This window comes from Kitasatospora sp. NPDC056731, from assembly GCF_040687675.1.
GTDB lineage: Bacteria > Actinomycetota > Actinomycetes > Streptomycetales > Streptomycetaceae > Kitasatospora.
In genome coordinates, this window is record NZ_JBFBNR010000016.1 from 61,294 (window position 1) to 75,277 (window position 13,984).

A 13,984-nucleotide genomic window follows, 5' to 3' on the forward strand; every position below is an offset into this window, starting at 1 on the left:
GCACGTGCGAGCGACTAGTCTTGGGCCGTGGACAACTCGCCGTCGCAGGACGATCCGGGGCAGCCGTCCGTGCCGGCGCCCGTACCGATGAACAAGCCCGAGACCCGGCCCGAGCCGCAGCCGCAACTCCGGCCGCTGCCTGAGCAGAAGACCCAGCCGTCGCACGCCCCGGTGGCGCAGGCGGAGATGCGGGTGTCGGACGCCGACCGCGAGCGGATCGCGGAACTGCTGCGGGACGCCTACGCCGAGGGCCGGCTGGACGCGGACGAGCACGCGGACCGGATCGGGGCCGCGTACGCCGCCAAGACCTTCGGCGACCTGGTGCCGCTGACCAGGGACCTGCCGGGCCACCGGCCGCTGTCGTTCGAGAAGCCGCCGCTGGAGGCCCCGGCGCCGCGTGCGGTGACGCCGGCGCTGCCGCCCGCGCGCCAGGAGTCGCCGTCGATGGTGGCGATCTTCGGCGGCTCGTCCCGCAAGGGCCGCTGGCGGGTGGGGTCGCACCTGAAGGCGTTCGCGGCGTTCGGCGGGGTGGAGATCGACCTGACCGACGCCGTGTTCGAGTCGCCCGAGGTGGAGATCGAGGTGACGGCGCTGTTCGGCGGCGTCGAGATCCGGGTGCCGGAGAACGTGAGCCTGCACGGCGGCGGCGTCGGCATCTTCGGCGGATTCGACGTCAAGGAGCAGACGGCGGCGGACCCGTACGCGCCGGTGGTCCGGGTCAAGGGCGTCGCGGTGTTCGGCGGCTGCGAGGCCAAGCCGCGCCGGGGCAAGAAGCTCAAGGAGTGGGTGCGCAAGCAACTCGGCACCGAGTAGCCGGGGTTGGCGGGTCGAACGCCCGGCCGGGGATCAACTCCCGGCCGGGCGTTCTGCGTTGTCTCCGGTGCGCTCCGTAGTCGATTGCGTGCAGTGTGCATGAATCGCGGGCGGGCGGGGTAGTTCCTTCCGCACATCGCTTCTTGTACGGCTGCGCACCGGAGGCGGCCCAGCGGCCGACTCGGGGTTGGACAGCGGGGGCTCGCAGCCGGGCAGGGGAGCGAGCTTCCCCGTGTCCGAGAGTCTCGTCAGGAGTACGGCCGTGCTGCATCCGATCGAGTCCCGCACCACCTCGCCCGTCGCCGCCGCGCAGTTGCTGGAGCGCAGTCCGCAGCCGCACCCCCCGGGCGGCCAGGGCTCCCAGACCGTCGCCCAGGGCGCGTCCTCGGGCGAGGACAGCCCCTGGCACACCGGCGCGGCCTGCCGGCGGGACGAGGTGGGGCTGTTCTTCGCGCCCTCGAAGGAGCCGACGGCGGCCCGGTTGTCGCGCGAGGAGCAGGCGAAGCAGGTGTGCGCCCGGTGTCCGGTGCTGCTGGAGTGCCGCGAGCACGCGCTGGCGCAGCCGGAGCCGTACGGGGTCTGGGGCGGGCTGACGGCCGCCGAGCGGCGGGTGGTGCTGGCCCGGCGCCGCCGCCGGGAGTCGGAGCTGCGCGAGGCGACCAGGGTGGTCGCGGGGCAGCGGCGGATAGCGGGCTGACGGGGCTCCGGGTGTGCCCCGGGCCGGACGCGCCGCGGCCTCGGCGGAGGGGGATTCCGCCGAGGCCGCGGGTGCGGTCGCCCGGTGTCAGTTGGCGCGGTCGAAGTCGATCGCGCTGTAGGCCCGCAGCTTCGACAGCTTGTGGACGGAGTTGATCTCGCGGATCGTGCCGCTCTTGGAACGCATCACCAGCGAGCTGGTGGTGGCGGTCTCCTGGCGGTAGTGCACGCCGCGCAGCAGCTCGCCGTCGGTGATGCCGGTGGCGACGAAGAACACGTTCTCGCCGCTGACCAGGTCGTCGGTGGTGAGGACCCGGTCCAGGTCGTGGCCGGCGTCGAGGGCCTTCTGCCGCTCGGCGTCGTCCTTGGGCCACAGTCGGCCCTGGATGACGCCGCCCATGCACTTCATGGCGCAGGCCGCGATGATGCCCTCGGGGGTGCCGCCGATGCCCATCAGCAGGTCGACGCCGGTGCCCTCGCGGGCGGCCATGATGGCGCCGGCCACGTCGCCGTCGGAGATGAACTTGATCCGGGCGCCCGCCTCGCGGATCTCCCGGACCAGGCCGTCGTGGCGCGGGCGGTCGAGGACGACGACCGTGACGTCCTCGACGGCGCTGCCCTTGGCCTTGGCGACCCGGCGGATGTTGACGGCCGCGGGGGCGGTGATGTCGACGAACTCGGCGGCCTCGGGGCCGGCCACCAGCTTGTCCATGTAGAACACGGCACTGGGGTCGAACATGGTGCCGCGGTCGGCGACGGCCAGGACGGCGACGGCGTTGTTCATGCCCTTGGCGGTGAGCGTGGTGCCGTCGACCGGGTCGACCGCGACGTCGCACTCGGCGCCGGTGCCGTCGCCGACCCGCTCGCCGTTGTAGAGCATCGGGGCTTCGTCCTTCTCGCCCTCCCCGATGACGACTACGCCGTTCATCGAGACGGTCGAGACGAGGGTGCGCATCGCCTTGACGGCGGCGCCGTCCGCGCCGTTCTTGTCGCCACGGCCGACCCACCGGCCGGCGGCCATCGCGGCCGCCTCGGTGACCCGGACGAGTTCGAGCGCGAGGTTCCGGTCCGGAGCCTCGGGCGCGACCTCCAGGGCGCTGGGAAGGTGGTTCGGGTACTGCGTGGTCATCGTCGTTACCTCTCTGTACGCGACGGCCAGTAAGCGCCCGACTACTGCCTGGTCGAACGCCGTGGTGAGGGTCCTGCGATCGTATCTGCCTATGGGATGACTGTCTGTGGCGCGGGTCGCCACCCGGCGCCCGACCTGGTCGGTTCGTCCCGCTTCACCCGTACGCGGGCACCCCGGGTGGCCGTACCGCCGTAGGGATGAGTCACCATGTGGGGGTGGCTGGAGAGAGCAAACGCATGAGGGGCCGGGAGACCGTACGGGACATGGTCCTGTCGATGCTGGCGGTCGGCGCCGTGGTCTGGATCGGGTACCTGTTCCTTCCGCACGACGCGAACAGCGACCCGGTGCACGTGGTCGAGTACAAGGTGGCGGCGGCCTCCGCGAAGCGCGGCGCGCCGTACCCGCTGCTCTCCCCGGACGGGCTGTCCGACCAGTGGCGGGCCACCTCGGTCGGCTACCAGCCGGCCGCGATCAGCAAGGGCAAGGGCAACGCCTGGCACCTGGGCTTCGTCACGCCGTCCGGCCAGTACGCGGCGGTCGAGCAGAGCGACGTCCCGCGCGACGCGCTGCTGGCCGACAAGATCGCGGGCGGCAAGCCGGACGGCACCTCCGAGGTCGCCGGGCGCACCTGGGAGCGGGTGCAGGGCGAGAAGTCCCGCGCCCTGACCGTGCAGACCGGTGACGCGACCACCGTGCTCACCGGCACCGCCTCCTACGAGGAACTGGCCGAGCTGGCCCAGGCGCTCAAGTAGCCCGTCCCCCCGGGTCGCCCCCGGGGGGAACGGCTCCGTACGCCCCCGCGGACGCCCCGCGGACGCGCCCGTACGACCCCGAACGCCCCCGTGCGCATACGGAAAGGGCCCGCACCGGACGAACCGGTGCGGGCCCTCGCGCGTGCGGCGGATCAGACCGTGGTGACGACCTGGTCGTACGCCAGGCGCGGCGAGCGCGGGAACCACGCCTCGTCGCCCGGCTTGCCGATGTTGACCACGGCCAGCACCGAGTGCTCGCCGTCGCCGAAGAACTCCTTGTTGATGCCCTCGGCGTCGTAGCCGGTCATCGGGCCGGCGGCCAGGCCGGCGGCGCGCACGCCGATGATGAAGTAGGCGGCCTGCAGCGCGCCGTTCAGCGAGGCGGAGCGCTCACGGACGGTGCGCTCGGAGAAGAACACGTCCTTGGCCTGCGGGAAGTGCGGGAACTGGGTCGGCAGCTCCTCGTGGAACTCGTTGTCCGCGGCGAGGATGGCGACCAGCGGGGCGGTGCTGGTCTTGGCCTTGTTGCCGTCCGCCAGGTGCTGGACGAGGCGCTCGCGGCCCTCGGTCGAGCGGACCAGGACGACGCGCAGCGGCTGCTGGTTGAAGGCGGTCGGGCCGTACTTGACCAGCTCGTAGATGGCCTGGACCTGCTCCTCGGTCACCGGCTCGTCGGTGAAGGTGTTCGCGGTGCGGGCCTCGCGGAACAGCAGGTCCTGAGCGGCGGCGTCGAGTACCAGGGCGTCGGTGGTCATGCTTGTCTGCACCTCATGCGGGAGGGGGTTTCGTCGGATTGACCGGCCGTGGCCGGTCACACCATCTCAACATGGGTGAAGATTCAACGATTCCCCGGCCTGCTGTGAGCCGCGTCACTCCTCGCCCGCGGCCCCGTCCTCCTCGGCGGCCAGCGCCGCGTCCAGCCGGGCCCGGGCGCCGTCCAGCCAGCGCTGGCACACCTTCGCCAGCTGCTCGCCGCGCTCCCACAACGCCAGCGACTCCTCCAACGACGTCCCGCCGTTCTCCAACTGCCGGACCACCTCCAGCAGCGCGTCCCGGGCGTGCTCGTAGCCCAGCGCGTCGTCCGGGGTCGGTGCCGCCGCGTCCTGCTGCTCCTGCTGCTCTGCCATGCGTGCCAGCGTAGGGGCTGGAGCAGACAGAGCCGGCGCAGCACCGACGGAACGGCCGCGGCGGGGTGAAAGCCGGAACGGCCTCGGCGGGGTGAAGGCAGCAGGGCGAAAGCAGCGGGTGAGGCGGCGGGGCGAAATCGGATGCGTCCGGTCGGCCGGCGGCGCTACCCTCCGCCGCATGATCACGGTCCGACCCGCCGCCCCGGCCGACGCCCCCGAGCTCGTCCGGCTGCGCGACCTGATGTTCGAGGCGATGCCCAGCATGGCCGGCCTGACCGGGCCGGGGCCCTGGCAGGCCACCGCCGAGCGGATGCTGCGCGAGCGCCTCGCCGTCCCGGCCGGGGAACTCACCATGCCGTCCTTCGTGGTGGACGATCCGCGACGGCCCGGCCGGCTCGCCGCCTGCGCGGTCGGCACGCTGGAGCACCGGCTGCCCGCGCCGGGAAACCCGAACGGCCGGTTCGGCTTCGTCTTCAACATCTGCACCGACCCCGGCCACCGGCTGCGCGGCTACGCCCGGGCCTGCACCGAGGCGCTGCTGGACTGGTTCGACGACCAGCGGGTCGGCCGGATCGACCTGCACGCCAGCAGTGGCGGTGAGGCGCTCTACCGCAGCCTCGGCTTCGGCGAGCACTCCATCGCGCTCTCCCGGCAGCGCTCCCACGAGGCCTGACCGTCGTCCACCGCGGCGCCGGGCGTTCCTACGAGGCCTGACCGTCGTCCACCGCGGCGCCGGGCGTTCCTACGAGCCCTGACCGTCGTCCACCGCGGCGCCGGGCGTTCCTACGAGGCCTGACCGTCCGCCACCGCGACGTCGAAGGCCCCGCCCGCGACCCGGGCGTGCAGCCCCTCGCCGGCCGTGACCTGCGCCGGGTCGGTCACCACCGTGCCGTCCGTCCGCTGGAGCACCGCGTAACCGCGCTCCAGGGTGGCCGCCGGGGACAGCGCGACCACCCGGGCGAGGGTGTGCCCGAGGTCGCTCTGCGCATGGTCCAGCCGGTGTCGCAGGGTGCGCCGGGCCCGCTCCAGCAGCGCGGTGACCTCCTGGCCGCGCCCGTCCAGCATCCGGTGCGGGGCGGCCAGCGCGGGGCGGCTGCGCACGCCGTCCAGTCCGTGCTGCTCGCGCTCGACCCGGCCGAGGACGTGCCGCCGGGCACGGTCCCGCAGCAGGCGGACCTTGGCCAGCTCCTCGCCGACGTCCGGAACCACCCGTTTGGCGGCATCGGTCGGGGTGGAGGCGCGCAGGTCGGCGACGAAGTCCAGCAGCGGCTGGTCCGGCTCGTGGCCGATCGCGCTGACCACTGGCGTACGGGCGGCCGCGACCAGCCGCACCAGCCCCTCGTCCGAGAACGGCAGCAGGTCCTCGACGCTGCCGCCGCCGCGGGCCACGATGATCACGTCCACCTCGGGGTGCTCGTCCAGCTCCCGGACGGCCGCGCTCACCCGCTCCACCGCGCTGACCCCCTGCACCGGGACGTTGCGCACCTCGAAGCGGACGGCCGGCCAGCGCCGCCGGGCGTTCTCCAGCACGTCCCGCTCGGCCGCCGAGCCGCGCCCGGTGACCAGCCCGACGCACTGCGGCAGGAACGGCAGCGGGCGCTTGCGCTCGGCCGCGAACAGGCCCTCCCCGGCGAGCCGCCGCTTCAGCTGCTCCAGCCGGGCCAGCAGCTCGCCCAGCCCGACCGGCCGGATCTCCGAGGCCCGCAGCGACAGCTGCCCGCGCGCCGCGTACCACTCCGGCTTGGCGTGCACGACGACCCGGGCGCCCTCCTGCACCACCTCCGCGACCTGGTCGAACACCGAGCGGAAGCAGGTCACCGTGAGCGACACGTCCGCCTGCGGGTCGCGCAGGGTCAGGAACACCACGCCCGCCCCCGGCCGGCGGCTGAGCTGGGTGATCTGCCCCTCCACCCAGACCGCGCCGAGCCGGTCGATCCAGCCGCCGATCAGCGCGGAGACCTTGCCGACCGGGATCGGGGCTTCGGGGGAGCTGGTGTTGGCCATGCGTACGAGGCTAGCGGCGTCCGCCGACAGGGCCGCCCCTAACGGCGTCCGCCGACAGGGCCGCGCGTACGAGGCTAGCGGCGTCCGCCGACAGGGCCGCCCGAAGCGGGGGAGCCCTGGACGCCCAGCACCACCAGCCCGACCGCCAGCCAGATCAGCCCGACGAGCTGCGCGGTCGTCGAGGCCTCGTAGACCACCGTGGCGATCACCGCGATCCCCAGGGCCGGGACGATCAGGTGCCGCACCCGGTCCCGGGAGCCGTGCCGCACCGTGTACCAGCCGATCACCGAGGCGTGCAGCAGCGCGAAGGCGGTCAGCGCGCCCACGTTGACCACCGAGGTCAGCTGGTCGAGCCCGTCGTCCCGGTTGGCCGCCCAGACCGCCGCGGCCATCGTGATCACCGCGGCCGCCAGCAGCGCCCGGCGCGGCACCGCGGTGGCCGGGTCGACCGTGCCGAGGACGCGCGGCAGCCGTCCCTCCCGGCCCATCGCGTAGACCAGCCGCCCGGCCGCCGCCTGCCCGGCCAGCGCCGCGAAGGCCGCGCCGATCGCCTTGCTGGCCGCCACCAGGACGTGCAGCCAGTGCCCGACCCCGCTCTCCACCGTGTCGTAGAAGGCCGAGCCCTGCGCCGCCGGGTCGGCCGCCAGCTGCTGCGGGCCCAGCGGCTCCAGCAGTGCCGCCAGGTAGGTCTGGGTGACGAACAGCACCCCGGCCAGTGCCAGGCACCAGAGCACGGCCCGGGCCACCGCCGCCGAGGCGCCGACCGCCTCCTCGACGAAGGTGGCGATCGCGTCGAAGCCCAGGTAGGAGAGCACCGCGACGGACACGGCCGAGATCACCGCGGTCAGCGAGAAGGCGCCGACGGCGGTGAACGGGGTGTCCCAGCCGCGCCGGGCGCCGCCTTGGACCAGGGCCACCACGGCCGCGGCGACGAACACCGCCAGCACCGCGATCTCCAGGGCGAGCACCGCGAAGCCGACCACGGCCGCCGTCCGTACGCCGATCAGGTTGAGCGCGGTGGTCAGCACCACCGCGAGCGCCGTCCAGACCCAGCGGGAGACCCCGGGCACCAGCGAGTTCAGCGCGATCCCGGAGAACAGGTAGGCGACCGCCGGGATCAGCAGGTAGTCGAGCATCGCCATCCAGCCGGCGATGAACCCGGGCCCCTCGCCCAGCCCGGCCCGCGCGTAGGCGAACACCGAGCCGGTCTGCGGCACCGCGCGCACCATCTGGGCGTACGAGAAGGCGGTGAAGCCCATCGCGACGGTCGCGGCCAGGTAGACGGTGGCGACGGCGCCGTGGCTCCTGGCGTCCAGGACGCCGAACACACCGACCGGTGCCATCGGAGCGATGAACAGCAGGCCGTAGACCATCAGGTCGCGGACGCTCAGGCTGCGGCGCAGGCCGCCCGGTTCCGTTTGCCCGTTCGCAGAGCTCATAGACACCACATTTGAGCACCGACGACCGGGTCTGTCCGGAAAGCGCCTCCCGTCGGCGCGGCTCGGCGCCGCCCGTACGATGGAGCCATGTCCAACACCGCGCCGCGCCGTGTCCTGCTCGCCGCCCCCCGGGGCTACTGCGCGGGTGTCGACCGCGCCGTGATCGCCGTGGAGAAGGCCCTGGAGCAGTACGGGGCGCCCATCTACGTCCGCAAGCAGATCGTCCACAACAAGTACGTGGTGCAGACCCTGGAGAAGAAGGGCGCGATCTTCGTCGACGAGACGGAGGAGGTGCCCGAGGGCTCGATCGTGGTCTTCTCCGCGCACGGCGTCGCGCCGGCCGTCCACGACGAGGCGAAGGCCGGCCGGCTGGCCACCATCGACGCCACCTGCCCGCTGGTCACCAAGGTGCACAAGGAGGCCGTGCGCTTCGCCGACGAGGGCTTCGACATCCTGCTGGTGGGCCACGAGGGCCACGAGGAGGTCGTCGGGACGATGGGCGAGGCCCCGGACCGGATCCACCTGGTGGACGGCGCCGAGGACGTCGCCAACGTGCGGGTCCGGGACGAGTCCAGGGTCGTCTGGCTGTCCCAGACCACCCTGTCGGTGGACGAGACCATGGCCACCGTCGGCGAGCTGAAGAAGCGCTTCCCGGCGCTGGTCAGCCCGCCCAGCGACGACATCTGCTACGCCACCCAGAACCGCCAGGTCGCGGTCAAGCAGATGGCCCCCGAGACCGACCTGCTGATCGTGGTCGGCTCCAAGAACTCGTCCAACTCCGTCCGCCTGGTCGAGGTCGGCCTGGAGTACGGCGCCAAGGCCGCCCACCTGGTGGACTTCGCCGAGGAGGTCCAGGAGGCCTGGCTGGAGGGCGTCGGCACGGTCGGTCTGACCAGCGGCGCCTCCGTCCCGGAGATCCTGGTCGAGGGCGTGCTGGAGTGGCTGGCCGCGCGCGGCTACGACACGGTCGAGACGGTCAAGACCGCCGAGGAGCACCTGATCTTCTCGCTGCCCAAGGAACTGCGCCGCGACCTGCGCGCCGAGGCGGCGGGCAAGCTGTAGGGCTGGTCCTGGGGCCGCTTCCCGGACCGCTCCCAGGCCCTTCGCGCAGAGCCCGGCACCCCCCTCGGGGTTGCCGGGTTTTCTGCTGTGCGTCCGCCCGTGCCCTCTCGTAGTTTTGTGCACAGGCTGTGGACAAGCGGTCCGCGGCCCCGGCGGAGGGTGGACGTGATGACGGCGGTATTCGGCGTGGACATCGGCGGTTCGGGCATCAAGGGCGCACCGGTCGACCTCGCCCGGGGCGTGCTGGCCCAGGAGCGGTACAAGGTGCTCACCCCGCAGCCGTCCGCCCCCGAGGCCGTGGTCGCCGCCGTCCGCGAGGTGGTCCGCCAGTTCGACCACCAGGGCCCGGTCGGGCTCACCTTCCCCGGCGTGGTGGTCGGCGGCCGGACCAGAACCGCCGCCAACGTGGACAAGGGCTGGATCGGCCTGGACGCCGCGGGCCTGTTCCGCGAGGCGCTCGACCTGCCCGCGACCGTGCTCAACGACGCCGACGCGGCCGGGCTCGCCGAGACCGTGCACGGCGCCGGGCGCGACCAGTCGGGCGTGGCGCTGGTGCTCACCTTCGGCACCGGCATCGGCAGCGCGCTCTTCGTCGACGGCGTGCTGGTGCCCAACACCGAACTGGGCCACCTGGAACTGCGCGGCAAGGACGCCGAGCGCCGGGCCTCCTCGGCCGCCAAGGAACGGCACGGGCTGACCTGGGAGCAGTGGGCCGGGCGGGTCGACGAGTACCTGGACCTGGTCGAGATGCTGTTCTCGCCGCAACTGGTCGTGATCGGCGGCGGGGTGAGCCGCAAGCACGAGAAGTTCCTGCCGCTGCTGCGGGAGCGGGAGGCGCGGGTGGTGCCGGCCGAGCTGCGCAACGACGCGGGCATCGTCGGCGCCGCCATGGCGGCGGCCCGGGCGGCGGGCTGAGGCCGCCCGCCCGAGGCGCCGCTCAGCGGGAGCGCTGGATCCGGCGCTGGGCCACGAACCGGGCGAGCACGATCAGCGCGGCCAGCCCGGTGCCGGAGAACAGCCAGCCGGCCCGCAGCGCCAGCCCGGTCGCCAGCGCCACCACCTGGGCGGTGACGCCCGAGGAGGTGACCGGCCCGAGCAGCAGCAGCGCCAGCGCGAAGGCGATCGGCCCGCTGATCGGTGCGGCCAGCAGGTCGACGTAGCGCACCCGGACGGCCAGCTGGAAGCAGACGACCAGGTAGCCGAGGCCGAACAGCCAGCCGAGGCCGTCGAACAGCAGCCGGTCCAGGCCCGCGACGGCGAGCGTCGCCAGCACGGCGGCCACGCCCGTGCCGATGGCGGTCAGCCGGGTCGGCCGTCCGGTCCGGCGCCGCCCGTACAGGGGGGCCTCGGAGCGTCCGGGCAGCGGCAGCCGCAACCGCAGCCTGGGGGTGGCCGGGCGGGCGGCGGCGGCGGGCGGCCCGGCTACCGGGCGTAGCCGGGCGGCGGGGGCTGCTGCGGGGGCTGCGGGGGCTCCGGCGGTCTCGGGAGCCCGGCCGGGCCCGGGGACGGCGGCCCCGGCCGCGCCGTTCGGCGGTCGGCGTCTGGGCCCTGGCGGCTGGGTACGGATGCTCTGCTCCACCCGCCCAACGTACGGTCCGATCATCGCCACACTGTGTAATGGACCGTTCAGGTCTTGTCCCGTGTCTCCTGGCGGAGTGCTGATGTGATCGTCGTTCAGCGGCCTGACCTGTCCGGCCCAGCCACCCCGGCACCCGGCCGGAGTTCCCGGAGCCCCTCCCGGCGGCGACCGGGGCGTGAGGCGCTGCCCGTAGACTTGGGGGTCGGCCCGCACGGTGCCGACCCAACTCCTCCAAGCCCACGGGACTGCGCTTCATGTCGCTCACGATCGGAATCGTCGGCCTGCCGAACGTCGGCAAGTCGACCCTGTTCAACGCCCTGACCAAGAACGACGTGCTGGCGGCCAACTACCCGTTCGCCACCATCGAGCCGAACGTCGGCGTCGTCGGCGTCCCGGACGCGCGGCTGGCCAAGCTCGCCGAGATCTTCGGCTCCCAGCGGATCCTCCCGGCCACCGTCGACTTCGTCGACATCGCCGGCATCGTGCGCGGCGCCAGCGAGGGCGAGGGACTGGGCAACAAGTTCCTCGCCAACATCCGCGAGTCGGACGCGATCTGCCAGGTCGTGCGCGCCTTCACCGACCCGGACGTGGTGCACGTGGACGGCAAGGTGTCGCCCAAGGACGACATCGAGACCATCCACACCGAACTGATCCTGGCCGACCTCCAGACCGTCGAGAAGGTCCTGCCGCGGCTCCAGAAGGAGGCGCGCCTGAAGAAGGAGACCGCCCCCGTGCTGGCCGCCGCCGAGGCCGCGCAGGCGGTCCTGGAGACCGGCAAGACCCTCTTCGAGGCCGGCTTCGACACCACCCCGATCCGCGACCTCCACCTGCTGACCGCCAAGCCCTTCCTCTACGTCTTCAACGTGGACGAGGCCGAGCTGGCCGACGAGGACTTCAAGAACGTCCAGCGCGAGCTGGTCGCCCCGGCCGAGGCGATCTTCCTCAACGCCAAGATCGAGTCCGAGCTGATCGAGCTCGACGACGACGAGGCCCTGGAGCTGCTCCAGTCGATGGGCCAGGAGGAGCCCGGCCTCGCCACCCTCGCCCGGGTCGGCTTCGACACCCTCGGCCTGCAGACCTACCTCACCGCAGGCCCCAAGGAAACCCGCGCCTGGACCATCAAGAAGGGCGCCACCGCCCCCGAGGCCGCCGGAGTCATCCACACCGACTTCCAGAAGGGCTTCATCAAGGCCGAGGTGATCTCCTTCGCCGACCTGGTCGAGACCGGCTCCATCGCCGAGGCCCGCTCCAAGGGCAAGGCCCGCATCGAGGGCAAGGAATACATCATGCAGGACGGCGACGTGGTGGAGTTCCGCTTCAACGTGTAGCCAGGTGCGTGCTGCACCTGACCTGGTTGTTCAGGTGTGCGGGTCGGAAGGGGTCGGGTCCTGCGGGAGCCGACCCCTTCGTCATGCCCGTGCTGGATGTTCCGGTGCGGGATCCGAGCGGGGCGGGCGGCCGGCTCGGTCAGGGGTGGATGCTGACGGTGATGACGCCGTCCGGTGTGGTGGTCACGGTGATGTTGTCGAGGGTGGCGGCGTGGGCGTCGGGTCGGTGGGCGGTGGCGCGGGGGCCGATGCCGATGACGCGGATGCCGGCGGCGCGGGCGGCCGTGATGCCGGCGTCGGAGTCCTCGAAGGCGAGGCAGTCGGCGGGGGCGAAGCCGAGGGCGGCGGCGCCCTTGAGGAAGCCCTCCGGGTCGGGCTTGCTGGCGCCGACGGACTCGGCGGTGACCAGGACGGGCGGCATCGGCAGGCCGGCGGCGCCCATCCGGACGCGGGCGAGCGGCTCGTCGGCGGAGGTGACCAGGGCGTGCGGCAGGCCGTTCAGGGCGGTGAGGAAGGCGGCGGCGCCGGGGATCGGGACGACGCCGTCGGTGTCGGCCCGCTCGGCGGCGAGCATCCGCCGGTTGTCGGCGAGGTTGAGTTCCACCGGGCGGTCGGGCAGTAGTTCGGCCATCGTCGCGTGGCCCTGGCGGCCGTGGGCGACGGCCAGGACGGCGACGGGGTCGAGGCCGTGCTGCTCGGCCCAGCGGTGCCAGCAGCGCTCGACCACGGCATCGGAGTTGACCAGGGTGCCGTCCATGTCCAGGAGGAGGGCGCGAGCGGTCAGCTGGAGGGGTGCGGTGGGCATGGGGCTGCTCCTCGGGCAAGGAAGGACGAGCTCTTTGTTCCCTGATGATACAAAAGATCAGCCGAGCAGGTGTGCGTTGACCGCGCGGGCCGCCTCGGCGAGCTCCGGCAGCTCCACCACCTCGACCCCGGCCGCCGCCAGCAGGGCCGTGCCCTGGCAGTCGGTGACGAACAGGTCCGGTTCGCGCCAGGCCACCACCACCCGCGGCACGCTCGCCGCGATCAGCAGCCGGGCGCACGGCGCCGGCCGCGAGGCGCGCTGTCCGCACGGTTCGAGCGAGCTGTAGACGGTCGCCCCGCGCAGCCGCGGGTCGCCGGCCGGGAGCTTGCCGAGGGCCGCCTCCTCGGCGTGGTCGTGCGCGTCGCCCTCCCGGCTGTGGCCCTCCGCCAGGACCTCGCCGTCGGCGCCGACGATCACCGCGCCGACCGAGAAGGCCGTCGCGGACGGCGGGCAGCGGCGGGAGAGTTCGACGGCCCGGCGCAGGTGGTCGAGGTCGGTGGTCGCGGGACGGGCTCCGGTCACGGGGCGGGCTCCTTCGGGGCGTACCTGAGCAGGACGACGTCGTCCACCGTACGTGCCTCCAGCAGGCGCATCCGCCGGGCCGGGCCACCCGGGAACGCGGCCGGGCGGACGAACCTCGGCGCCTCGGCCTGGCCGACCAGCAGCGGGGCGACCGCGAGCTGGAGCTCGTCCGCCAGGCCCTGGGCCAGGAACTGGGTGTGCACGCCGCCGCCGCCCTCGACCATCAGTCGGCGCACCCCGCGCGCGCCCAGGTCGTCCAGCACCGCGCCGAGGTCCACCGCGCCGCCGAGCGCGACCACCTCGGCCAGCCCGTCCAGGCGGGGCCGCAGCACGGTCGCGCCGGCGTCCGTGGTGTAGGCGAGCCGGGCGCCACCGGTGTGCCAGAAGCGCAGGCCGGCGTCGAGCGCGCCGCTCGCGCTGAGCGTCACCTTCAGCGGGTACTCGGCGCGGCCGTCCGCGAGCCGGGCGGCCCGGCGTGCGGGGTCGTTGACCAGCAGGCGCGGATTGTCGGTGCGCAGCGTGTTGCCGCCGACCAGGACGGCGTCGGCGTCCGCGCGCTCGGCGTCGACCCGGTCGAAGTCGGCCCGGTTGGAGAGCAGCAGGCGGTCGGGGGAGGCGTCGTCGAGGTGGCCGTCGAGGGACATCGCGGCGCTCAGCAGGACGAAGGGGCGCTGGCCGGGCATGGGCGGGGGGACCGTTCTCTCGGGTGCGCCCCCACGGTACGGCCG

14 protein-coding genes and 1 pseudogene are annotated in these 13,984 nt (G+C 73.5%); 7 read left to right on the forward strand and 8 right to left on the reverse strand.

The window, feature by feature from the left end; translation table 11 throughout:
- The first annotated feature begins 27 nt into the window (after positions 1 to 27).
- Positions 28 to 813, forward strand: coding sequence for a DUF1707 domain-containing protein (locus AB0R04_RS18745; protein ID WP_363372474.1), 786 nt, complete (start codon positions 28 to 30; stop codon positions 811 to 813).
- A gap of 316 nt (positions 814 to 1,129) precedes the next feature.
- The gene (locus tag AB0R04_RS18750; RefSeq protein ID WP_063351170.1) at positions 1,130 to 1,510 is read left to right on the forward strand and encodes a WhiB family transcriptional regulator; all 381 of its coding nucleotides are present in this window, start codon (positions 1,130 to 1,132) and stop codon (positions 1,508 to 1,510) included.
- An 87-nt stretch (positions 1,511 to 1,597) separates the two neighbouring features.
- Here the strand turns inward: AB0R04_RS18750 and glpX are convergent, their stop codons facing one another.
- Positions 1,598 to 2,638, reverse strand: coding sequence for a class II fructose-bisphosphatase (glpX, locus tag AB0R04_RS18755; RefSeq protein WP_063347979.1), 1,041 nt, complete (start codon positions 2,636 to 2,638; stop codon positions 1,598 to 1,600).
- Between the two features lie 236 nt (positions 2,639 to 2,874).
- Between glpX and AB0R04_RS18760 the strand changes: the two genes are divergently transcribed.
- A complete protein-coding gene (locus AB0R04_RS18760; protein ID WP_063347978.1) occupies positions 2,875 to 3,390 on the forward strand; it encodes a DUF4245 domain-containing protein in 516 nt (171 codons plus the stop codon).
- A gap of 152 nt (positions 3,391 to 3,542) precedes the next feature.
- Here AB0R04_RS18760 and AB0R04_RS18765 read toward each other — a convergent pair whose 3' ends face one another.
- Together AB0R04_RS18765 and AB0R04_RS18770 are read right to left on the reverse strand one after the other, a co-directional pair.
- Positions 3,543 to 4,145 carry a malonic semialdehyde reductase gene (locus tag AB0R04_RS18765; protein WP_063347977.1) on the reverse strand — a complete coding sequence of 201 codons (603 nt, stop codon included), beginning with the start codon at positions 4,143 to 4,145 and terminating at the stop codon, positions 3,543 to 3,545.
- 114 nt (positions 4,146 to 4,259) lie between these two features.
- Positions 4,260 to 4,517, reverse strand: a complete 258-nt coding sequence (locus tag AB0R04_RS18770) for an exodeoxyribonuclease VII small subunit (RefSeq protein ID WP_363372478.1) — start codon at positions 4,515 to 4,517, stop codon at positions 4,260 to 4,262.
- 178 nt (positions 4,518 to 4,695) lie between these two features.
- On the opposite strand from AB0R04_RS18770, the gene AB0R04_RS18775 reads away from it, so the two are divergent.
- Entirely contained in the window at positions 4,696 to 5,190 is a 495-nt protein-coding gene (locus tag AB0R04_RS18775; protein WP_363372481.1) for a GNAT family N-acetyltransferase, read from the forward strand.
- A gap of 110 nt (positions 5,191 to 5,300) precedes the next feature.
- Here AB0R04_RS18775 and xseA read toward each other — a convergent pair whose 3' ends face one another.
- On the reverse strand, positions 5,301 to 6,521 hold the full coding sequence (gene xseA / locus AB0R04_RS18780; protein WP_363372483.1) for an exodeoxyribonuclease VII large subunit: 1,221 nt from the start codon (positions 6,519 to 6,521) through the stop codon (positions 5,301 to 5,303).
- Between the two features lie 74 nt (positions 6,522 to 6,595).
- A complete protein-coding gene (locus AB0R04_RS18785; RefSeq protein WP_363372485.1) occupies positions 6,596 to 7,960 on the reverse strand; it encodes an APC family permease in 1,365 nt (454 codons plus the stop codon).
- 87 nt (positions 7,961 to 8,047) lie between these two features.
- Between AB0R04_RS18785 and AB0R04_RS18790 the strand changes: the two genes are divergently transcribed.
- Positions 8,048 to 9,022 (forward strand): 4-hydroxy-3-methylbut-2-enyl diphosphate reductase, encoded by a 975-nt coding sequence (locus AB0R04_RS18790; RefSeq protein ID WP_063347973.1) that lies wholly within the window; start codon positions 8,048 to 8,050, stop codon positions 9,020 to 9,022.
- Between the two features lie 168 nt (positions 9,023 to 9,190).
- Positions 9,191 to 9,937, forward strand: coding sequence for a polyphosphate--glucose phosphotransferase (gene ppgK / locus AB0R04_RS18795; RefSeq protein ID WP_363372488.1), 747 nt, complete (start codon positions 9,191 to 9,193; stop codon positions 9,935 to 9,937).
- 22 nt (positions 9,938 to 9,959) lie between these two features.
- On the opposite strand, the gene AB0R04_RS18800 is transcribed toward ppgK, so the two are convergent.
- Positions 9,960 to 10,601, reverse strand: a complete 642-nt coding sequence (locus tag AB0R04_RS18800) for a DUF6542 domain-containing protein (RefSeq protein ID WP_363372490.1) — start codon at positions 10,599 to 10,601, stop codon at positions 9,960 to 9,962.
- A 254-nt stretch (positions 10,602 to 10,855) separates the two neighbouring features.
- Here AB0R04_RS18800 and ychF point away from each other — a divergent pair, with 254 nt between their 5' ends.
- Positions 10,856 to 11,929, forward strand: coding sequence for a redox-regulated ATPase YchF (gene ychF, locus AB0R04_RS18805; RefSeq protein WP_063347971.1), 1,074 nt, complete (start codon positions 10,856 to 10,858; stop codon positions 11,927 to 11,929).
- A 139-nt stretch (positions 11,930 to 12,068) separates the two neighbouring features.
- Here the strand turns inward: ychF and AB0R04_RS18810 are convergent, their stop codons facing one another.
- On the reverse strand, positions 12,069 to 12,734 hold the full coding sequence (locus AB0R04_RS18810) for an HAD-IA family hydrolase (RefSeq protein WP_363372494.1): 666 nt from the start codon (positions 12,732 to 12,734) through the stop codon (positions 12,069 to 12,071).
- Between the two features lie 57 nt (positions 12,735 to 12,791).
- A pseudogene (locus tag AB0R04_RS18815) lies at positions 12,792 to 13,939 on the reverse strand (dihydrofolate reductase family protein).
- Between the last annotated feature and the right edge of the window lie 45 nt (positions 13,940 to 13,984).